This is a genomic window from Fodinibius roseus (assembly GCF_900129315.1).
Taxonomy (GTDB): Bacteria; Bacteroidota; Rhodothermia; order Balneolales; family Balneolaceae; genus Fodinibius; species Fodinibius roseus.
This window is the reverse complement of record NZ_FQUS01000003.1, coordinates 32,935-53,373: the sequence shown is the minus strand read 5'-3', so window position 1 is coordinate 53,373 and position 20,439 is coordinate 32,935. Positions and strand designations below refer to the sequence as shown.

Sequence of the window (20,439 nt, the reverse complement as noted above, 5' to 3'; positions counted from 1 at the left end):
TACTTCCCGATCTTTTTGCATATCTCGCGACGAGCAGGGGCTTCCCCGCCGGGAAATACGCCTTCAATACCGATCAGGCCGGCAGAAGTTTTGTAAAACAAACAATCCCCTTGCAGAACTGATCGGCGACCTTAAAACCGGTCTGCGCAAAAAGTTCATTGCTTTCTTCAATGGCCCAAAATTTAATGCCGCTGAACTCGGTCGACTCCTGCAGCAGCCGCAGGTACCAGGCATCGGCCTTGACCAGGTGCATCATGAAAAAAACACCCTCCTTTTTTATAACACGCCGTGCCTCATACAAAACCCTGGCGGGATCCGTCAGTTCATTAAACGTGCCCCCCATCGTCAGTCCGTCAAAAGTGGCACTAAAGAAGGGCAGTGAACGCGCATCTGCCCGTACCAGGTATTGGTTCGCTTCTTCCGCTTCCGACTTTAGCCGCGCCTCCTCCAGCATTTGCACGGAAAAGTCGAGCGATACCACCTCGCATCCGGGCTCCGCTTTCTTCAGCAGGCGCCCGTAGAGCGCTGTTGAACAACCGATATCCATATACCAGAAGGCTGGCCGGGGATCGAGCCAGCGATTAAGGAGCTCCTGTTCTTTCCGGATGGGAAATTCTTCGCCGCTTAAAATAGAAAGCGATCGCTTGCGCCAAATATCTTCGTAGAGGGCGGCTGTTACTTTCCAGTGGTTCGAACTCTGGGCCCACGACATATCCATTGCTTTGTCACCCAGCAGATCGATAATATTATTGCGGATCGTATATTCATCGCCCTTATTGGAACAAACCGTGCCGTTGAATCCTTTTTGCAGGATAGCTGCCTCCGAGGGGATCGTAATCGCAGCACGTTCATATTTTGGAGATCGAATTTCAAGAGACATAGGCATAAACGGGTTCGGTTATCCCAAAGGCCTTCAGGATCATGAGCGGAAAGCAGCGACCCTGTTGGTATTCAGCATAATACTGACAATTCATTGAACTGTTTTGTGATACGTTGATTTCATATCAAGAGTTACAATAGATATTAGCCTGAATTTCTCACCAAGAAATTTTTTCCTCAGCAAGGCGAAGGACGAATAGTGGCGGGAACGTATCTGGATACGTTGAGCAAACCATTTTAGCTTCAACGCAGCTGATGGAGAAATTTCGCAGAAAAAAACACCCTGTCATTTTTCAAGGGCCCAATTATTGCTTTAACTCATTATCGAAAAGCGAGGTACGATATATTCAACAAAATACTTGTGAGAAATCCAGGTTAGATCTTACTTTTGCAGAACCAGTGATATCTGGGCTCCCTTTTGAACGCCCAGCATTTCCTCGGCATCTCCCTTGTTTATGCCGATCTCGAGCATGCCCGCACTGCCGATATAGGCCACCGGCTCTCCTTCAGCTACCGACCCAAAAGTGTTTGAAATATCATTCAGAATAACATTACCGATATAAATCTTTACCTCCTTGCCTTCTACCACCTCTTTAATAAGAACCTGCGGTATATTGGTAATCAGATTGCCAAACTTATCAATATGGATCACTGTGCCCTGCACCCCGTCTTTGTCGGCGATAGGCTGCATCCATCGATAGCTGACCAGTTCATCCAGGGGTTCTCCGAGCTCTCCCAGCGGCACGCCCCGGCTTAAATGGGCGGCCGCCGGGGCAAAGATATCGCGGCCGTGAAACGTGCTGGAGGGGCTGTCCCGCAAGTACTGCTGCCTGGTAAGACATACAGCACTGTAGTCGCGGTCGGACGTCAACAGGGAAAAAATGCCGTTATCGGGTCCCACAAAATATTGATCTTCAACCTGCAGGGCGATGGGATGACGTTCGGTACCTACCCCGGGATCTACGACCACCGTATGCACCGTTTTGGAAGGGAAAAGCATAGCAGAGTTTTTCAACACCCATGAACCCGCCATAATATCCTGGGAAGGAATATCATGAGAAACATCTATCAGGCGGGCTTCCGGTGCGATGCCGAGCATCACCGCTTTCATGGCGCTTACATAGTAATCCCGTAACCCGAAATCGGTTGTAAGAGTAATGACATTACGCATAGGTGTTCAACATCACCGGCATCACAAGCATGAGCATCTGCTCGTTTTCATCTTCTTCGGAAGGCTTTACGATTCCAGCTCTATTGGGTGTGGAAAACTCAAAATACACTTCCTCATCGTCGACATTCCCCAACACATCGGCCAGATATTTTGCGTTAAAACCGATCTCCATCTCCTCTTCATTATCATAGTCGCAGGAGATGGTTTCCTTTGCTTCGCTGCTCATATCAATATCTTCAGCCCTGATCGTTAGCTTATCGGGTTGTAACTGCAGCCGGATTTGTCGGGTCGTTGAACTCGAAAAAATAGCTACACGCTTTACCGTAGCCAGCATCTGCTCTTTGTTGATAATCAGCGTTTTGTCATTTTCCCGCGGAATAACAGAATCATAATTGGGGTACTGCTCATTGATCAGTCGTGTAATGACAATGGTATTCCCGCTCTTGAAACGCGCATGATCTTCCGTAATGGTAAGCAGGCACTCCTCGCCGTGCAGCGCTTTTTGAACAAGACTCAAGGCCTTTTCGGGCACGATAAAATTGATTTCCTGCTCGCTGGTCAGGTCCTGCTTTATATAACGCACCAACCGGTGTCCGTCGGTAGCGACAAATTTGCTTTCTTCGGGACCGATATCAAAAAAAACACCCATCATGGCGGGACGCAAGTCATCATTGGAAACGGCAAACAGCGTCTTATTAATAGCTTTGAGGATATCGTCTTTTGTTGTCTCGAGCAGATGTCCCTCATCAAGATTCGGAACTTCGGGAAACTCGTCCGGGTCTTCCCCTACCAGTTTATACGTGCCCTTGTCTGTGCGGAATTTCACATTGAATTTTTCGTCAACTTCAAACGCAACCGGAATATCCGGCAGCTGACGCAGCGTTTCCGTTAACCGGCGTGCGGGAATAGCAACCGCCCCCCCTTCCTCAATATCAGCGTCCATATATTCAATGATCGAAATCTCCAGATCGGTAGCTGTAAGCCGCAGCTGGCCATCCTCACTCGTAAACAGAATAGTTTCCAGGATGGGAAGCGTAGCTTTATTAGGTACAGCCCCCGAAACGGCGGAAAGTGCATTAACTAATTTGCTACTTGATAAGTTGAATCTCATAAATAATAATATTTAGCTGAGCGTTTATCAGACCTAAAAACAGTCCGCAGAATAAGTACCGTATACTAATAAATCCTCGCTCTCTTAGCAACCAAATTAACCGCCCTTTATCCATCGAAAATAGTTCCCTTTTCTACTGCGCACGCTTCAACTTTTCTGCCGCACGCTTCAAGGAAATGCCATTCCCAAACAAAGATCTTTTTTCTTATCTTTATGAATGAACTGATCATCGAACTATTTGAGTGACCTTTGAATTAAATTCTATTTTGTGCGCATATTACTTACTGGTCCCACCGCCGTCGGTAAAACGGCCCTTTCAGTGGATTTAGCACGGGATTTTTGTGCAGAAATAATTTCTGTGGATTCCCGCCAGTGCTACAAATACCTGAATATCGGTACGGCTACCCCTACAGAGAATGAGCAGGGTGATGTACCGCATTATAATCTCTCGATCATTGATCCGGGAGTCAAGGACAACGTAGCAAACTACGAAGAGCGGGCCCGCAGCTGGCAGCAGGATATTGAACATCGCAAAAAAAATATTTTATACACAGGCGGCAGCACATTGCATGTGCAGTGTACGATCCAGCCGCTTGATGATGTGCCAGAGGCGGATGAATCCAATATTGTCCGGCTGGAAACACAAATAGAGGAAGAAGGCATTGAACCGCTGTTCAAAAAACTTCGGGAGGTAGATCCCGACTACACGGAAAAAATGGACGGGATGAATACGCAACGTATTGTTCGCGCCCTCGACGTATGGATGCAGACAGGCCGGCCCTTTAGTTCCTTCCATTCAAATGACAACTCTATTACGGTGCCGGACGATATGATCGTTTTTGGCCTGCATCGCAATCGGCAGGTGCTCTATGATCGGATCAACAGCCGTGTGGAGCAGATGTTTGCACAGGGATTGCTGGAAGAGGTTGAATCGATCCTGAACCGCGGCTATACCCTTAAAGACCCCGGACTTAATACGGTGGGATACAAGCAGGCTATCCATTACCTCGAAGGCAATATTAGCTACAAGCAAATGGTTAACAACATCAAGACCAAAACCCGCCGCTACGCCAAGCGACAGCTTTCGTGGTTCCGGCGGTGGAATTTCATTCACTGGATTGATCTTGATGATACCTCGCCTGAAGAGGCACGGAATTTTATCGGTAAACAGGTAGCAGCTAAGCTAAATAAAGATTAACTTTACCCTCATTTAAACTTGCACAATTTTTATACCGATGTATAAGGCTACTGTCAACGTAACACTACGCAAATCCATATTAGACCCTCAGGGAAAAGCAGCACATCACGCACTGACCAATTTAGGCTTATCCGATATTGAAAGTGTACGCATCGGTAAGCTCATTGAGCTGAATATTGACGCCGACAGCAAAGATGCGGCTTTTGATATCGCCGAAACGGCCTGTACCAAACTGCTGGCCAACGAGGTTATGGAAGATTTTGAGATTACGGTTCACGAAAATTAACTTTGTTGCTATGAATGATCCGCTTGCTAATGTTTGGGGATCTGAACCTGGCAAACAGGAAGCACCCGAAATCGACGTCGATGTTCTTGAAGAGGAACAGGAAGATGAACATGAGAAGACGCCCTGGAGAGTTATTCTCTACGATGATGACGTCCATACGTTCGAGGAAGTCATCGGACAGCTAAAAAAAGCATTGGGATGCAGTCAGTCTCATGCCGAAGAATTAACCTATAAAGTACACAATGAGGGCAAAGCCGAAGTCTTCGAAGGCAGTTTTGAAGACTGTTTCGAAGTAAACGGCGTACTCAAAGAAATTCAACTTGTCACCGAAATAAAAGGATAATACCTGTGTCTGCTAACTTTGGAGTAATTGTTTTCCCCGGCTCAAACTGCGACCATGATGCCTATCATGCCCTGGCGCATGTGATGAATGCCAATGCACAATTTATATGGCATAAAGATACCGATCTCTCGGATATCGACTTTCTGTTGGTGCCCGGTGGGTTTTCATATGGAGATTATCTCCGGTCGGGAGCCATCGCACGCTTTTCACCCATTATGCAGTCGGTTACTGAATTCGCACAAAAAGGGGGACCCGTTTTAGGGGTTTGCAACGGCTTTCAAATTTTATTGGAGGCGGGATTATTACCGGGAGCGATGCTCCACAATGAACAACTTCGGTTTATCTGCAAACAGTCATACCTCCGCTGCGAAACCTCCGATACCCTGTTCACCCGAACGATAGAACCGGGGGAAGTTTTGCAGCTGCCCGTTGCCCACGGCGAGGGAAATTACGTAACTGACAGCGATCAGCTAAAAAAACTGCAGGATAACAATCAGATTGTCTTCCGCTATTGCAACAGGGAAGGAGAAACGACCCGGGAAGCCAATATCAACGGTTCGATCGATCATATCGCCGGCATCTGTAATCAAAAACGCAACGTTCTGGGCATGATGCCGCATCCCGAACGCGCTGTGGAAAGCATCCTTGGTTCGGACGATGGAAAGCGAATTTTTGAATCCGCATTGCACGAACTTGCTGCAGTTTAAGCATTAATGTCTTCTCATGGCGGAACAATCCGGTAACAAAACGCTCTATAGCAAAGGACTCACGAAACGTTATAAGCGACGTACGGTTGTTTCAGATGTATCCATTAAGGTCACTCAGGGCGAAATTGTGGGGTTACTGGGCCCCAACGGCGCCGGAAAGACGACTACCTTTTACATGTTTGTAGGACTTGTTACCCCCAACAGCGGAAGGATTTTTCTGGATGACCGCGATCTGACGGGTATGCCCATGTACAAGCGGGCGCGGCTTGGCATCGGATATCTTTCCCAGGAAGCCAGCGTATTTCGCAATCTGACGGTGCGGGAAAACCTGGAAAGCATTCTACAGTTTTTTGAGCTATCCAGCCGGGAGATCCAGAATCGTACGGACCAACTTGTTGAAGAGTTCGGCCTTCAAAAAGTAGTGGACAGTAAAGGATATAGCCTCTCCGGAGGGGAGCGAAGGCGAACTGAAATTGCGCGTGCCCTCGTAACCGATCCCAATTTTATTTTACTGGATGAACCGTTTGCAGGGGTCGATCCTATAGCCGTGGAAGATATCCAGCAAATCGTTGCTGAGCTCAGGCACCGCAATATCGGAATCTTTATTACCGACCATAACGTGCACGAGACCCTTGCTATCACCGACCGGGCTTATCTTATGTTTGAAGGAAAAATTCTGAAAGAAGGATCGGCCGATCAGCTGGCCGATGATGAAGAGGCCCGCCGGCTATACCTGGGTAGTCAATTTCGCCTGGATCGCTATGACTCCTGAAAAAGTCCATAAAAAACAATATCGCATCTTGAGTCTTTGTGGACCTGTATGACTGCTTAGAATAAGCGGAAGAAATGCCGGATATTGTTTTAAGGAGGACTTTAGAAAACGGGGAATATTAATCAATATCGATAAAAACTAAAATCTCTTTTATAAAAATGAAAGAAATAACCGTACAAGAGTTAAAAAAGAAGATCGATAACGATAAAAATGTCTTTCTGCTGGACGTTCGCGAACCTTTTGAGCAGTATCAGTCAAACATTGCCTACGACCATTCCACTCTCATTCCTGTAGGTAAATTGAGGGAACGACTGGAGGAAATTGCCGATAAAAAAGACCAGGAGATCGTGTGCCTGTGTCGCAGCGGTTCACGAAGCGCCCAGGCGTGCAAACTGTTGGAAAAAGAAGGATTTGCCCATGTCAAAAATCTGAAGGGCGGTATTAACCAGTGGGCAAAAGATATTGATAACTCACTGCCTGTTTATTAGGTACTTCTCCATACAGTATGCCTGCCGGTTTCCTTGCATGGACCGGAAGTACAACAATTTTCAGATCTCTTTCAGGGTGGCAAAAAAAAATCGGAATCCGGCCAAACTCAACGTACTCGCAGTAAATATTACTAAGTGCGGCAGGTTCCTAAACCCTTGAACCCCTGTTACGAATCTCCTTCACTCTTGAGGCACTGGCCGTATCGATAAGATATTCCCTGCCCGCGGTAGATCCCATCCCGGATATCTGTCCATTTCGATACCGCATACGGCTGGGACGTGTTGTTTCGGCGGAAAGATGAATCTCATTAACCCCCGTTTTTTTTATAATTTCTTCTACTGTACCTTCATGCACTCCACATCCCGCCATAATAGCAATCCGATCATTCGCCTGTTGCACGAGCGTGCTGATAAGAGGAATACCCTGTTGCGCATCCTCTTGCTGACCGGATGTGAGTATGCGGTCAAATCCCACCTCAATACAGCTCTCCAACGCTTCTGTCGGGTTCCTTGTCATATCAAAAGCACGGTGGGCAGTTACTTTCAACGGGCGGGCGAGGGCAATAAGCTCCCGGTTGCGCTCCCGGTCCATGGTCCCGTCCGGGGAGAGAATGCCGAACACCACCCCGTCCGCTCCCAGCTCTTTAGCTCGCGCGATATCGCCCTTCATAGCCTCAAACTCAAGGTCGGAGTAGCAAAAATCGCCTTCGCGGGGACGAATCATCACGAACAGGGAGATATCCAGGACTTCACGCACCACGGCTATCGTCCCCGAAGAAGGGGTCGTTCCGCCGCCCCCGGGGTTATCACAGAGTTCAACACGGTCGGCTCCTCCGCGCTGGGCGTTTAATGCCGATTCAATATTGTACACGACGACTTCAGTAATCAATGCTGATCTCCTCAATGATTGGGACTTAAACCATAGCGGCGATCTGGTTAAGCAACTCCTCGTTGCTTTCGGTATTCTTCAACACCTTTAGCAAGCTTTGCATTGACTCCTTTGGCGACTTTTTAAGCAGGTAGCGACGCACCATATTTCGCTCTTCAATATCATCGATAAATTTATCCTCATTCCTCGTACCGGACGCACTGATATTAATAGCGGGAAAGATGCGATCATTTGCCAGCTCGCGGTCAAGTACCAGTTCCATATTACCGGTGCCTTTGAATTCCTCGAATATAAGATCGTCCATGCGGGAATTGGTTTCTACCAGGCAGGTAGCTACAATGGTTAGTGACCCTCCTCCCTCAATTTTACGGGCGGATCCGAAAATCTTCTTGGGAATTTCGAGCGCCCGGATATCGAGTCCCCCGGAGAGGGTTCGACCGCTGCTCTCCTGTGCATTGTTATACGCCCGGCCCAGCCGGGTAATAGAATCAATTAACAAAACGGCATCTTCTCCCATTTCTGCTTTTCGCTTGACATAACCGAGTGCCAGTTCCGTTATCCGTATATGGCTCTCCGTCGACTTATCGTTCGAAGAGGCAAATACTTCGGCATCGGTGGTTCGCAAGAAGTCGGTCACCTCTTCCGGTCGCTCATCCACCAGCAGAACCCCGGTGGTGATATCCGGGTAATGCGTGGTGGCGGATTCGGCAATTTTTTTCAGCAATACCGTCTTGCCTGTCCGCGGCGGAGCTACGATCAGCGCACGCTGGCCCTTTCCGACCGGCGCAACCAGATCCAGCACCCTCATTTCAATATTATCAGGCTCCTGGCCCAGTTTAAGGTATTCGATCGGCATAATAGGCGTCTGCAGTTCAAAACGGGTGGCCCGTTGCCACTCGATTGGATCGCGCCCGTTTATTTTATCAATAGAATAAATATGACGGTTCCCGTGGTTGTCTTCCTCATATTCTCCCTCAATGACCAGGCCCGGGCGCAGGTAATGTCGTTTCACTTCATCCGGCTTCAGAAAAGGATCATCGGGCTCATAACTGAATTCGTGATCCATTTCACGGGCAAAGCCATAGCCTTTGGCATTAATTTCCACAACGCCGCGGTATTCGCCCGCTACCTCTACCTGTCGGTTATCATGAAACCGGGGTACAAAAGTGTTTTTTTTCTTGTTACTGCCGCGGTTTTTATTATTTCTTGAACGTCCCATTACATCCGGTGGTTTTAGCTTAATATCTAATATTCCCATAAGGCAAAAAATCGCTTACGGGAATGCAGAGATAAAAATTGTTAGATTTATGTGTACAAAAACTGGTAGGAGATATAAACAGGGCAACCGTTTACGATGCCCTGTTTTAGTAGTCAAAGTATTTAAATATAAAAAGGTTTGACCGATATTTAAAGAAACCTTTGCAAAATCGTTGTTTTGCCCGATGGCTACATTGTCGCGATTTCAAAATCCTCATGTATCATCTATACACAGCGGTTTTGAAATCGCTCAGTCTTTGGCATTAAACAAAACCCCTGGTTTACAAAGGTCTCATAAAGTCTATCGGCGAACCGTGGTCGTTTCATTAATCCATCCATAGCATGAATTCAATGATCCGTCAACATTTAACTGCTGGCCCTCTTCCCAATTTTTAAAAAACTGTTGCTCGGTTGTGGGCGTTACCGCAGCATACGAATTAATCTTGTTATTGGCTTCACTGCTGACAGAACTGTCAATGCTTTTCGCCCTGTTGAGGTAATCGAGAACCACCCAGTAAACCACCCGGTCTTCCACTTCAAGTTTCCGGTTACTCGTACAGTTACTAACGGCCTGCGCGTAGGCGTCGGCAATATTGATATACGGTTTCCCCCAGTCGCTGTCGTGATCTGCCGCGATGCGGGCGTATTCCCGGGCCTGCGGCAGCTGTTCACTGTTCAGATACGCACTGGAAATGTTCAACGCAATAGCCGCTTTTTGATCGGATTTTTCCGCCTTGTCGAGCGCTTCCTTGAAATATTCGATCGCTTCGCTGTAATTGGCGTCACTTTGCGCACTTTCTGCCAAGGCCAGGCTGTTTTCATAGTTCGGGTTAATTTCATACAGTTTTTTATTGATAGCCTGTAATTCGGAAACCATATCCTGCTGTTCATAGATATCCTGCAGCTGGGTCAGCAATTCTTCATTCTCCGGATCATCTTCCAGTTCTCCTTTCAGGAATGCGATGCGCTCCTTGGGAGTATCAAACAGCTCATTACGCGCACTGCTGAAGTACTCCTTCAGCTTTTCGGGGGCATAAGGTTCTGCTTCCTCGATGATGGCCAGGGCTTCTTCCTTTTTATCCTGTGAAATCAGATTGCGCAACATGGATTGCACGTAGTAGCCGTCGCCCATTTTGGTAAACTCTTCGGGCTTTAAATCAAACGCCTTTTTATACTCGGCAGCGGCCTTCGTTGCGGCATCATCGATATAATCGGCATGGCTCTCATAAAAACGACCTTGTCGCAGCGCCCAATCATAGACATCGAGATCATCACCATACTTTTCATAAACCTTATCAAAGATCGTTAAAGCGGTATCGGTATAGGCTTCGGCTAATGACGGGTCCTGGGCATTCTCTCCGAGATTGGAATACACGTTGATAAGGCGGCGTAAATTCCTTTTCAGGTCAAATTTCGGATATCCTTCAATCGTTTCCGGCATCCCTTTCAATATCCAGCGCCCGAACTGCAGGGCCTGCTCATACGATTCATTCTTATAATTTTCATAAAAAATGGAATAGGCCTGGATCTCGCTCATTCCGCTCGGCGGCTCTTGTGAGGATTGTGCCATTGTCCAGCTACTGCTGAATAAAATAAAAGCCGGTAATAAGAGGAGTAGCTTTTTCATAATTCTCAGTTTTTTAATCTATGGTTCATATTATAAACTTATTTTCGGGTCATTTATTTTATCTATTGTAATTTTGGCCGGAAAAACATGAGTTCCGCTAAATTCAGGGACAACCGCACGCCCCATATCTGCTCTTCAACCAAATTCATGCTTTGCGTGCCCCGAAGCCCGTATTCAAAACTTAAATCGATGGTTGAATTAGAATTTGACCGCGGGGACAGGAACTGCGGTGACAGGATGCCTAACCCGAATGAAAATTTCAGGGTATTGATCTTCTCTCCCTGGATTTTCAGATGGCCGGTATCGTATGATACTCCCAAACGATACTTAAACTTTGATAAAAACTTATTTGATCCTGTAATGTAAGGAAAATATTGGAATCCCAAACCATATTTATAGCGATCGGTAAAAAGAGACCCTTCCGAGGGTTTGAAATCGTTATCAAAGTTTGACCATTTCTCATATTTAGCTTCTGTAGCGAACATTGTCAATCTGTTGGGATGATAACTGAGTCCTGCATTTATAGTCATCGGCAGGGTGATTGTTCCGTCGCCCAGGTTTTCGCCGTCCTCTGTTGAGATAGAACTTGACCCGAGATCGGCCGTTTGCTTTCGCTGCGCATCAATGGAAACCGGCAAGTTTACACTTGCTCCTATACCCAGCTGATCTTCAGAACCCAATAGCTCTGGTATGCGAATATACGTGCCAAAACGGTTTCCAAAGCCTGAACCGCTGGTTTCGAGCGTATATCCGACCGTCTGGTAATTCCTATTGCCAAAAACACCGGTATAGCGATCATCAAGCGAGACAAAAACAACGGAAGCGGCATATCCGACCGAAATATGGGGGGTTATACGCCAACCAAACCCTAACTCCGCCCGGTTCGCTCCCCCACTGCCCCGGTTTTCAATACCATAGAGCAGCGTATCCTGTGCCGCACCGGTACCGGTATCCATAACATCTTCCTGGTAATTACGAAAGTTCGACTGAGTAACGGGACTAAAAGAAGCCGATATGCCAAACTTGCCTCGTATAATGGGCAGCTGCAGCTGGAACTGATGGATGCCAAAATGAACATTTCTTGCCTCCGCAGAGGCTTCACTGGCATTATAAGAGTTAATACCGACGCTCCCGGCCCCCAACCCGAAAACAGTGTGTCCCCAGTGCGCAGGGTTCGTCAGTCCGGCCACATAGGTTTCATTATATGACACGCCCGTTAATCCCAGCGACCGGGCCGAGGTATTCGACATACCTACAGGATAACCAATGCCCAGTTTGGAATATACAGATCCGCTGTTAGCCTGCTCATCCTGCGTTTGAGCTACGGCCGCAGTACTGGTAAAACAAAAAATTAGCGTTATGAATACAAATTTTTTCAACGTTACTCAGTGCTGTTTTTTAAATAAGTGATTACAAGTTTCGGGGCCGTTTCGCTGGCCGGATCGACGGAAAGAAGGCTTGCCTTAACTGATCCGTCATTGGGTAACATAAAGTAAAAGGTTCTGTTCTCCGGGAAACCGTTAATCAGTCCGTTTTGCAACAATGAAGTCACATTGAAATGAAAAGCGTGGTCCTCTTCCGAATAGGTACCGTTCGCTGCGGGATTCCCTGCTATCAGGTTATCCGGGGTCTGTTCGGGATTTACAAAATGCAGCTGAGCCGACTGCGGTTGTGGACGTTTTACCGACCCTGAAATAGATTGTTCCATTATAGCATTATCCTGGTAAAAGATAAGCTCGGCCCTGGAGATGCTGGGACCGTTAATATCAATACCAGAAAGGTCAAGCCGAAAGCTCAGTATGTTTTCCAGCATATTATAAGCAGCTACCGACCCTTCCGGATGATCCGGCTCATTATCTCTGCTCATATGATACGACCACTGCCCGTTTGAGACTTCAAACGTATCGGTTTCGGGGTTCTCGATAACAAACCGGGTTGACTGTGCGTCAAGGGGAATGATCTTATTACTGCCCGAAGGTACAAGTGCCAGCCCGTATACTTCGTTTTGATAGAGTGAATCAGCATCGGCGTCCTCCGACTCTGCGTAGGCCCGGTAGTATTCGCTAACCCATGCCGGGTCCAGCGTCACATCCATAGAGTCTCCGGTCGCAACGGTAAACGAGGCTACCGCCTGACTTCGGTCAAGCTGCAGCTCATTCTTTAACTTATGGGCTCTGCCTCTCCAGTATTCCTCGATTCTATATACCTCAAATGACTGATCCGCCAGTGTGTCTCCATAGACATTCTGCGAATCGAAAAGAATACGCATCTTCATTGTGGCATCCTCCTCAAGGCTGTCGCCGGCGGCAGGCAGAGAGGGCCTCACGAATCCGGTGGCCGTCAGCTCTCCAAAGAGAGGATCATTATAGGCTCCTGCTGAAAAATAGGCATAACTTCCCGAATAGGAATTGAATCCGAGCGTGTCTATAGCACCAATCGTATCTCGCACGATTTCAACATCAGCGCCTGATTCACTTAGTCCGCTGCCAACAGATCCGGGATTTTCGCAGCTGGAGATTACTACTGCTATTCCCAAGACCAATAGTAAGCAAAACGCATTTGCATTTTGAAGGGTGCTGCTCATTATGTTCTGCAACAAAATACTTCTCAAAAATTATATTAGGATTCTTCCGTTTCTTCCTCAGTTCCAGCAATCTCATCATAGTACCGTGCGAACTTATCGGAGACGTCTTCCGGTGAGCCCTGAATCTTCTTTGGTGAAATATTGAGTTCACCGAAAAGATCATCCAGCTGACCCGTCAGATGGTTCCCGGTCACAACATGGTCACTATATTTTAAACCGAGGGTGCGTAAGTCAACGTTATCACCCTCTATAAGATTGTCCTGATTCAAAGAATCCGGTAATCCAACAAGGTTAAGCAGTTTTTTATTGAATACACCATTGTTTTCAGGATGATGGATGTTATAAATAAGCTGGGTATCCTTAAAAAGATCCAAGTCATTATATTTTTCTTTGACCAGCAGCGGGATAAGTCCGGCCGGCCAATCGTGACAGTGAATGATATCGGGCTTCCATCCCAGTTTGATAACCGTCTCGAGCACACCCTTGCTATAAAAGACAATTCGCTCATCATTATCCTCGTAGTGCTCCCCATTATCGGGATTCATAAACATAGCCTTCCGGTTGAAATAGGTATCGTTATCCAGAAAGTATACCTGGAGCTTGGCGTTCGGTATACTTGCCACCTTGATGCGCATGCTTTCTATTTTGTCCCCCACTTCGACTTCAATACCGGAGAGACGAATCACCTCATGCAAACGATTTCTGCGATCGTTAATCGTACCGTATTTGGGTAACAGGATACGTATTTCGTATCCTTTGTCTTGTAATGAGGCCGGCAAAAAACGCAGAAGATCAGCTGTATGCGTCATTCGGGCAAAAGGAGATATCTCGGCTGCAGCGTATAGAACTTTCATATATTATTCGGAATAACTTCGTTGGTATTTCATTGATTTAATCTTTCGACTTCGTATCCCCGTGGTCGGGGTAAAGCTGGTTCATATCATCATCATCGAGCGAATAAAAGTCGAAAAGCGTGTCGCCTCTAAGCCCCAGCCGCAGTGTTTCCACCGGAATAACTTCTGATGGCTGAACATTGCCCAGGTTTACATTACTCCCAAACTTGCGAATAAACCAAACCTGCTGCTCTTTTTGGGGAGCTTCAAAGATTAGGTTCTCCACAGGCACCTGATCAGCTATTTCGTCAATGAGACCGGACCGCACTTCACCATTGGGTCGAAAAACGCCAACGGTTCCACTTTCTCTGGCCTCACATATCACTTTCCAGGCCCCTGCCTCGAGTTCGCGCTCAATCATTTTTACCCATTTATAGGGAGGGATAATATCATTCGGATTTTTGCTTCCTATTTCTGACAAAATCGTAAAATGCTTACTCATAAGCTGTATGATTTCGATCTTACGCTGATCAGACAGCCAGATCGTCCCGTTGGAAACTTCGGCATGCCCGATATCAAACCGATCGAGCAGCTTCATATAGGCATCCAGCTGATCGCGCAGCACATAAGCTTCGAATAAGGTCCCCCCGAAATACACCGGTATTTCGGCATCAGCATAAACCGCAAGCTTATCCTCAAGGTTTTGTGTAACATAGCTGGTTCCCCATCCCAACTTTACAATATCGATATAGTTGGAACACGATGCACAAAAATCTTCGACTTGACGGACACTCAACCCTTTATCCAGGATGAGTGTCATTCCTTTTTCTCGGGGTTTTTCAGTACGACTGGGAAGATGATTGAGCTTGAAAGCCATTGAACATTACAATTTTGACAAATTAAACGAACAAATATACTAAAATGCAGCTTGTTAATAAAATGAAACCCAATCTTATTCAAAGAAGGCTTTGCAAAACAAGGATTTTTGATCAGGACCAGAGCCAAAGGGATGTTATACCGCAGCATATTGCGTATATGTGAGGATTTCAAAATCCCGATAACGAAGAGAGTGAGAAAAAAGACCGTTTTGCAAAGCTTTCTCACCATCCATTGCAGTTATGCAGACCATGATTCTATCATAACACTTATTCCTCTGCCCCATCCGGAATCCATCCCAGGTTACCCGAACTCCGGGAAAAACTCGGGTTAGTCGGCTGGTTTCAGCAGTAATCCGGTAAAGGGGGGAACGGAAACATGCTGCTTACCCATCTCTCCGTAATGAGACCCGCGATTTTGTCCCCCGTAATACTCCGAATCACTGTTAAAGACGAGTTCATACTGTACCCCGTCGAAAGGACTCAAATGGTAATTATCCATGGAATAATCAGCAAAATTCAAAATACATAGGATATGATCGGAGGGATCACGGGCTTTGCGCAAGAAAGCGAACAAACAGGGAGTTTCGCGTCCCAATTCAATCCACTCAAAACCTTCGTTTTCCCGGTCTATTTCATGCAGCGACTTTTCCTGCTGATAGAATCGATTAAGGTCGCTGACCATCCTTTTTATTCCCCTGTGGCGGTTGTGATCCAATAAATGCCAGTGTAGGGCGTACCCTTCAGACCATTCTGAGGTTTCCGCAAATTCATTCCCCATAAACAGCAGTTTTTTCCCGGGGTGACTGAAAAAATAGGTGTACAGCAGCCGCAGGTTCGCAAACTGTTGTTGTTCATTGCCCGAACTTTTCCAGACCATGGGATCTTTGAGGTGCACCACCTCATCGTGCGAAAAAGGCAGTAAAAAGTTTTCGGAATAATTGTACATCATGGGAAAGGTGATCTTGTCGGGATCCTCGTGCCGCTGGGCCGGCTCCTTCTTAATATAACTCAGCGTATCATTCATCCACCCCATGTTCCACTTATAATCAAACCCCAACCCCCCGTGATGTACCGGCTTTGTGACCCCTTCCCACGAGGTTGACTCCTCTGCCATCGTCAAAATACCCGGGAATTCACGATGAATAATCGTATTAAAGTCCTTGAGGAAATCAATCGCCTCCAAATGCTCATTGCCCCCATACTTGTTGGGAGTCCATTCGCCATCTTTTTTGGAATAGTCCAGGTACAACATGGAGGCCACCGCATCAACCCGAAGACCGTCAATATGAAACTTTTCGCACCAGTAGTGGGCATTCGATAATAAAAAATTACGAACCCCCGGCTTGCCATAGTCAAAAATATAGGTTCCCCACTCTTTTTGCTCGCGTTTCCTGGGATCCGCATATTCATATAAAGGGGTCCCGTCAAACATCTGTAATCCCTGTTCATCTTTGGGAAAGTGGCCGGGCACCCAGTCCATGATCACACCAATGCCCGCTTTATGACATTCGTTGATAAAATACTTCAGATCGTCAGGGTCACCGAATCTGCTGGTCGGGGCATAATAGCCGGTAATCTGGTAGCCCCAGGATGGATCATAGGGATGCTCGGCGATCGGCATTAACTCGACATGGGTAAAGCCGCACTCTCTAACATAGGGAACCAGCTCATGGGCCAGCTCCCGATAACCGAGGTATTCATTGTTATCCGGCCCTTTTCGCTTCCAGGAAGCCAGATATACCTCATAAATGGAGATCGGTTTCCGAAACGACTGTTGTTCTCCGCGGCTTGCAAGCCAGGTGTCATCTTCCCAGTCAAATTCCTCCGAATCGTATACCAGCGAGGCTGTTTTGGGACGCACTTCCGCAACTCTTGCATAGGGGTCGGACTTCAGAAAAGGTGGTGCATCTTCAGCCGTTTTAAGCTCAAATTTATAGAGGTCCCACTTCTCAACGCCCGATACATGGGTTGTCCAGATGCCCGTTGCGTCTTCTTTTTTCATGGGATTTTCACGCCCATCCCAGTTGTTAAACTCTCCGACCACACTTACGGAATGAGCGTGGGGCGCCCAAACGGCAAAAAAGGTGCCACCATCCGTTACATGAGCTCCTAAAATGGTAAATGCTTTATGATATACCCCTTCATTCCATTGTTTGATATGCTCTGTAGTCAGCCTTTTTTCCATTCCAAGCTCCATTCAATTATAGTTGATTATAAGAAAAAATATGCCGCTCGACACCTGAATACAAATATTCCAGTATCATGATTAAAAACAAAATTTATTCCCTTTATTTTGCAACTCTTTTCATTGGTTTTCGTAACATCTACTACATACGCAGGTTATACATTAATACTCTGCGATTACTCTCAGTTACCTGCGTATCGCTGCATAGTTGCAGTTATAACAGAAAAGCCCCGACCTGGCGTCGGGGCTTTTCTGTTTCTTGGCATATCAGGGGAAAATACCCATCTGTTCATACATCACGCCCACTTTTTCAATAGCATTAAGAAAGGCGGCCGTCCGCAAATCGATATCATGCTTTTTGCGAAGCTCATTAAGCTGGTCATATGAATTAATCATGGTTTCCTCAAGTCCCGAATCTACCAGGTCGTATTCATCGGCCCCGCGTGCCAGTTCCTTCATCTCTTCTTCGGTAAATGTTCGGTCCAAACCGCTTTCGATAACATTTAGGATCTTCCGATAGCTACCCTCTTCAAACCGTTTTTCCATACGTCCGAAACGAACATGTGAGAGATTTTTTAACCATTCAAAATAAGAGACCGTCACGCCACCGGCGTTCAGGTAATTATCGGGAATAATAAGAACCCCTTTCTCTTTAAGTGTTTGATGGGCACTTGCGGTAGTGGGACCATTGGCGGCTTCGGCCAGAATCTTAGCTTTAATTTGAGAGGCGTTGTCATCATTAATCTGATTTTCGAGTGCGGCCGGTATCAGAATATCACATTCGGCTTCCAGCACTGCTGTGTTACTCGCAAGTTCTTTGGTAGCGCCAAAGCCAAGAATCGAACCCGTTTCCTCCCTGTATTCAACAAGTTTTTCCAGGTCAATACCGTTCGGGTCATATACAGAGCCTTCAATTTCTGCAACGCCCACCAGCCTGGCTCCCCCCTCGCTCATATACTTTGCGGTGTGATACCCCACATTGCCCAACCCCTGAATGATGAAGGTTTTGTCTTCAAGACCCGGTTGCAACCCCAGCTTGTTCATGTCCTCCGGCTTTCTGCAGGCTTCACGAACTCCAAAAAAAACGCCCCGGCCGGTTGCTTCCGTCCGACCCCGAACCCCGCCCTGGGGAATGGGCTTTCCGGTCACGCAGGCTTCGGCATTGATATCCGATTTCAATTGCCGGTACGTATCCAATATCCATCCCATTTCGGGGGCTCCCGTCCCGTAATCCGGGGCCGGAACATCTGATCCGGGGCCCAAAAAGCCCTTTTTTATAAGTTCGTAGGCGTAGCGGCGTGTAATCCGTTCAATCTCACCGGCGGAGTAATTCGTCCGATCAATTTTTATGCCTCCTTTTGCGCCCCCGAAAGGCACATCCACTACGGCACATTTATAGGTCATGAGTGCGGCGAGGGCCATGGTTTCATCTTCATTAACCGTCATACTAAACCGGATGCCACCCTTGGTCGGAAGTTTATGATGGCTGTGCTCAACCCGCCATCCGTGTATCACCTCAATGGTTCCGTCGTCACGTTCCAGCGGAAAGGTTATATGATAAACGTTATTGCAAATCTTAATTTGATCCAAAAGACCCTTTTTAAAACGAGTATACTTGGCAGCAGCGTCAAAAGCATGATTAACCTGTTTAAAAAACTTGTATTCAGACATATTGAACAGCCCTTTTGATGGTTGAATTAGGTTGTCAATTGATTATCCTGTAACGTAAATGAGAATCGGCATAATACAAAAGAGTATCAACTCCAATAGCCTGCCATTATTGCAGTTTAAAAACAGCAGTATCTATTTTTTCCCACTGCTGCGGGGGACCTTCGGTTTGCATAAGCACAATACTTTTAACCGGAAACCGAATATAAAACTCTCTGCCAGTGATATTCAGGATCCGCTCCTTTTCCTCCTGGGACAGATCTCCATATAACAAACTGAGGTGGGGGCGATAACCGTCGGGATCACGCACATCAAAAAGTTTGCAGACTCGGTTTCGCACCTCTTCGAGCATGCTGTTTTTCTCCACGTGCAAAAAAAGCGACTGATAAAATTCATCGCTATAGCCGGCTTTTGTCAGCGTAACGTCAAAGGGAGACAGGGATGATACCAGGGTGTCCGTCAGAGAAACAAGTTCTGTCTCCGAGGACTTCAAACCGCCCAGCAGCGTTATATGCGGGGCAAAGGAGGGCGTACCGTATTGCTTGCTCATTTTATTAATACGTTCCTGCAGGCGATAAGCAATATCTCCGCTTGGCTGTAACCAGAGTGAATAGACCGATGATGACATAAAAGCCTCCGTTTTTTTCAGTTTTTTTATAAATAAACGAGGAATGACATCGCTTTACAAAAGCTAAGAGAGTTTCAATAATCATTCAACGCTATAATTGAGAATACAACCCGGAGATGCCCGGCATATTGCCATTGTTTTCCCATGCGGTGGAGGCTGTAAGGTACAGGAAGTGAATAGACGAAAAATAAAAAGGACTCCAACATATGCCGGAGTCCTTTTTGTACACCTCATCACAATCCCTGAAAGTAATCTTAAAAAAATTGTGGTAAGATGCCAACATGAATTCCAAAAAATTTAAAAATTGTTCAATAACTCTTTAGCCGTACCTATCCTTCCTGTGAAAGAAAAGCATTTGCTATAAACAGGAACGTAACGGCTCCTAAAATCGAATACATCAAGGGCAGGTCAAAGGCAAAATAGTAGGCGATACCCCCAATGAGTACGGCTCCAAGGGTGCCCAGGGAGATACTTAAGCCGAGGCGAATGCTGTACTTTATGAAAACGAAGTAGCTGGCATAGCCCAGTATTAAGCCTATCGCAATCATCCAAAACAGTTGTGCACCAAACGAAGGTACCATACGGTTATCCCTTTTTTAAGATTACACCTGTCTTTTTAAATGTAATATTGTGCTTCAGGGTTCCCCGATATTCCCCTGTCAGTGTGCCTTTTGGCTCTCCATATGAAAGACATTCAGGATAAAAAGAATAGAAAGGCTGCCTACAAATGCAAAAAGCAATCCCCCGGGCAACTGAAGCGCTGCCGTGAGTCCTCCCACCACAACCGAACCCATTACCCCCGCAACAAGATTTGATACCAGGTTCACCGTTGTATTCCACATTACTAATTTTACCGCGCCTCCTACGAGCAAACCGAGCGCAAACAGCCAAAAAATGGTGGTTCCATCTAAAACTTCCATTTAACTTATATTGTT

At 46.6% G+C, this 20,439-nt stretch carries 21 protein-coding genes; 6 read left to right on the top strand and 15 right to left on the bottom strand.

Annotated features, from left to right (window positions below):
• Positions 1–73: 73 nt before the first annotated feature.
• The 3 genes from BUB16_RS03315 to dnaN form a co-directional block, all read right to left on the bottom strand.
• Positions 74–886: a class I SAM-dependent methyltransferase gene (locus BUB16_RS03315; protein WP_244545628.1), complete on the bottom strand. Its 813-nt coding sequence runs from the start codon at positions 884–886 to the stop codon at positions 74–76.
• A gap of 375 nt (positions 887–1,261) precedes the next feature.
• Positions 1,262–2,050, bottom strand: a complete 789-nt coding sequence (locus BUB16_RS03310) for an SAM hydrolase/SAM-dependent halogenase family protein (protein WP_073059455.1) — start codon at positions 2,048–2,050, stop codon at positions 1,262–1,264.
• Complete coding sequence (gene dnaN / locus BUB16_RS03305; protein WP_073059453.1) at positions 2,043–3,161, bottom strand: DNA polymerase III subunit beta; 1,119 nt, start codon at positions 3,159–3,161, stop codon at positions 2,043–2,045. The genes BUB16_RS03310 and dnaN overlap by 8 nt, the downstream gene beginning before the upstream one ends.
• Before the next feature lie 268 nt (positions 3,162–3,429).
• Between dnaN and miaA the strand changes: the two genes are divergently transcribed.
• The 6 genes from miaA (at position 3,430) to BUB16_RS03275 (ending at position 6,955) form a co-directional block, all read left to right on the top strand.
• Positions 3,430–4,359: a tRNA (adenosine(37)-N6)-dimethylallyltransferase MiaA gene (gene miaA, locus BUB16_RS03300; protein ID WP_073059451.1), complete on the top strand. Its 930-nt coding sequence runs from the start codon at positions 3,430–3,432 to the stop codon at positions 4,357–4,359.
• 37 nt (positions 4,360–4,396) lie between these two features.
• Positions 4,397–4,645 carry a phosphoribosylformylglycinamidine synthase subunit PurS gene (purS, locus tag BUB16_RS03295; RefSeq protein WP_073059448.1) on the top strand — a complete coding sequence of 83 codons (249 nt, stop codon included), beginning with the start codon at positions 4,397–4,399 and terminating at the stop codon, positions 4,643–4,645.
• Positions 4,646–4,655: 10 nt separating this feature from the next.
• Positions 4,656–4,988: an ATP-dependent Clp protease adaptor ClpS gene (locus BUB16_RS03290; RefSeq protein WP_073059446.1), complete on the top strand. Its 333-nt coding sequence runs from the start codon at positions 4,656–4,658 to the stop codon at positions 4,986–4,988.
• Between the two features lie 5 nt (positions 4,989–4,993).
• Entirely contained in the window at positions 4,994–5,695 is a 702-nt protein-coding gene (gene purQ / locus BUB16_RS03285) for a phosphoribosylformylglycinamidine synthase subunit PurQ (RefSeq protein ID WP_073059443.1), read from the top strand.
• Between the two features lie 16 nt (positions 5,696–5,711).
• Positions 5,712–6,467, top strand: a complete 756-nt coding sequence (gene lptB / locus BUB16_RS03280; protein WP_073059442.1) for an LPS export ABC transporter ATP-binding protein — start codon at positions 5,712–5,714, stop codon at positions 6,465–6,467.
• Between the two features lie 158 nt (positions 6,468–6,625).
• Positions 6,626–6,955 (top strand): rhodanese-like domain-containing protein, encoded by a 330-nt coding sequence (locus tag BUB16_RS03275; RefSeq protein ID WP_073059439.1) that lies wholly within the window; start codon positions 6,626–6,628, stop codon positions 6,953–6,955.
• A gap of 148 nt (positions 6,956–7,103) precedes the next feature.
• Here the strand turns inward: BUB16_RS03275 and BUB16_RS03270 are convergent, their stop codons facing one another.
• The 12 genes from BUB16_RS03270 to BUB16_RS03215 form a co-directional block, all read right to left on the bottom strand.
• Positions 7,104–7,844 carry a copper homeostasis protein CutC gene (locus BUB16_RS03270; RefSeq protein WP_073059437.1) on the bottom strand — a complete coding sequence of 247 codons (741 nt, stop codon included), beginning with the start codon at positions 7,842–7,844 and terminating at the stop codon, positions 7,104–7,106.
• 25 nt (positions 7,845–7,869) lie between these two features.
• Complete coding sequence (gene rho / locus BUB16_RS03265) at positions 7,870–9,102, bottom strand: transcription termination factor Rho (RefSeq protein WP_244545627.1); 1,233 nt, start codon at positions 9,100–9,102, stop codon at positions 7,870–7,872.
• A 300-nt stretch (positions 9,103–9,402) separates the two neighbouring features.
• A complete protein-coding gene (locus BUB16_RS03260; protein ID WP_139240171.1) occupies positions 9,403–10,728 on the bottom strand; it encodes a tetratricopeptide repeat protein in 1,326 nt (441 codons plus the stop codon).
• A 62-nt stretch (positions 10,729–10,790) separates the two neighbouring features.
• A complete protein-coding gene (locus BUB16_RS03255; protein ID WP_073059432.1) occupies positions 10,791–12,107 on the bottom strand; it encodes a hypothetical protein in 1,317 nt (438 codons plus the stop codon).
• A 2-nt stretch (positions 12,108–12,109) separates the two neighbouring features.
• Positions 12,110–13,264 (bottom strand): hypothetical protein, encoded by a 1,155-nt coding sequence (locus BUB16_RS03250; protein ID WP_073059429.1) that lies wholly within the window; start codon positions 13,262–13,264, stop codon positions 12,110–12,112.
• 83 nt (positions 13,265–13,347) lie between these two features.
• Positions 13,348–14,166, bottom strand: a complete 819-nt coding sequence (locus tag BUB16_RS03245; RefSeq protein WP_073059427.1) for a glycogen/starch synthase — start codon at positions 14,164–14,166, stop codon at positions 13,348–13,350.
• Positions 14,167–14,203: 37 nt separating this feature from the next.
• A complete protein-coding gene (locus BUB16_RS03240) occupies positions 14,204–15,022 on the bottom strand; it encodes a phosphosulfolactate synthase (protein WP_073059425.1) in 819 nt (272 codons plus the stop codon).
• Between the two features lie 329 nt (positions 15,023–15,351).
• The gene (glgB, locus tag BUB16_RS03235) at positions 15,352–17,208 is read right to left on the bottom strand and encodes a 1,4-alpha-glucan branching protein GlgB (RefSeq protein ID WP_170864272.1); all 1,857 of its coding nucleotides are present in this window, start codon (positions 17,206–17,208) and stop codon (positions 15,352–15,354) included.
• Between the two features lie 267 nt (positions 17,209–17,475).
• The gene (locus BUB16_RS03230) at positions 17,476–18,879 is read right to left on the bottom strand and encodes a Glu/Leu/Phe/Val family dehydrogenase (RefSeq protein WP_073059420.1); all 1,404 of its coding nucleotides are present in this window, start codon (positions 18,877–18,879) and stop codon (positions 17,476–17,478) included.
• Positions 18,880–18,985: 106 nt separating this feature from the next.
• Positions 18,986–19,504 carry a 2'-5' RNA ligase family protein gene (locus BUB16_RS03225; RefSeq protein WP_073059418.1) on the bottom strand — a complete coding sequence of 173 codons (519 nt, stop codon included), beginning with the start codon at positions 19,502–19,504 and terminating at the stop codon, positions 18,986–18,988.
• A 329-nt stretch (positions 19,505–19,833) separates the two neighbouring features.
• Positions 19,834–20,085 (bottom strand): hypothetical protein, encoded by a 252-nt coding sequence (locus tag BUB16_RS03220; RefSeq protein WP_073059416.1) that lies wholly within the window; start codon positions 20,083–20,085, stop codon positions 19,834–19,836.
• Between the two features lie 78 nt (positions 20,086–20,163).
• Positions 20,164–20,424 (bottom strand): hypothetical protein, encoded by a 261-nt coding sequence (locus BUB16_RS03215; RefSeq protein WP_073059414.1) that lies wholly within the window; start codon positions 20,422–20,424, stop codon positions 20,164–20,166.
• Positions 20,425–20,439 lie beyond the last annotated feature (15 nt).

What these genes read in the sequence shown, in the direction of transcription:
- BUB16_RS03315 (WP_244545628.1), bottom strand. Translation starts at nt 886, where the DNA reads ATGCCTATGTCTCTTGAAATTCGATCTCCAAAATATGAACGTGCTGCG.
- BUB16_RS03310 (WP_073059455.1), bottom strand. Translation starts at nt 2,050, where the DNA reads ATGCGTAATGTCATTACTCTTACAACCGATTTCGGGTTACGGGATTAC.
- dnaN (WP_073059453.1), bottom strand. Translation starts at nt 3,161, where the DNA reads ATGAGATTCAACTTATCAAGTAGCAAATTAGTTAATGCACTTTCCGCC.
- purS (WP_073059448.1), top strand. Translation starts at nt 4,397, where the DNA reads ATGTATAAGGCTACTGTCAACGTAACACTACGCAAATCCATATTAGAC.
- BUB16_RS03290 (WP_073059446.1), top strand. Translation starts at nt 4,656, where the DNA reads ATGAATGATCCGCTTGCTAATGTTTGGGGATCTGAACCTGGCAAACAG.
- lptB (WP_073059442.1), top strand. Translation starts at nt 5,712, where the DNA reads ATGGCGGAACAATCCGGTAACAAAACGCTCTATAGCAAAGGACTCACG.
- BUB16_RS03275 (WP_073059439.1), top strand. Translation starts at nt 6,626, where the DNA reads ATGAAAGAAATAACCGTACAAGAGTTAAAAAAGAAGATCGATAACGAT.
- rho (WP_244545627.1), bottom strand. Translation starts at nt 9,102, where the DNA reads ATGGGAATATTAGATATTAAGCTAAAACCACCGGATGTAATGGGACGT.
- BUB16_RS03260 (WP_139240171.1), bottom strand. Translation starts at nt 10,728, where the DNA reads ATGAAAAAGCTACTCCTCTTATTACCGGCTTTTATTTTATTCAGCAGT.
- BUB16_RS03245 (WP_073059427.1), bottom strand. Translation starts at nt 14,166, where the DNA reads ATGAAAGTTCTATACGCTGCAGCCGAGATATCTCCTTTTGCCCGAATG.
- BUB16_RS03240 (WP_073059425.1), bottom strand. Translation starts at nt 15,022, where the DNA reads ATGGCTTTCAAGCTCAATCATCTTCCCAGTCGTACTGAAAAACCCCGA.
- glgB (WP_170864272.1), bottom strand. Translation starts at nt 17,208, where the DNA reads ATGGAAAAAAGGCTGACTACAGAGCATATCAAACAATGGAATGAAGGG.
- BUB16_RS03230 (WP_073059420.1), bottom strand. Translation starts at nt 18,879, where the DNA reads ATGTCTGAATACAAGTTTTTTAAACAGGTTAATCATGCTTTTGACGCT.
- BUB16_RS03225 (WP_073059418.1), bottom strand. Translation starts at nt 19,504, where the DNA reads ATGTCATCATCGGTCTATTCACTCTGGTTACAGCCAAGCGGAGATATT.
- BUB16_RS03220 (WP_073059416.1), bottom strand. Translation starts at nt 20,085, where the DNA reads ATGGTACCTTCGTTTGGTGCACAACTGTTTTGGATGATTGCGATAGGC.
- BUB16_RS03215 (WP_073059414.1), bottom strand. Translation starts at nt 20,424, where the DNA reads ATGGAAGTTTTAGATGGAACCACCATTTTTTGGCTGTTTGCGCTCGGT.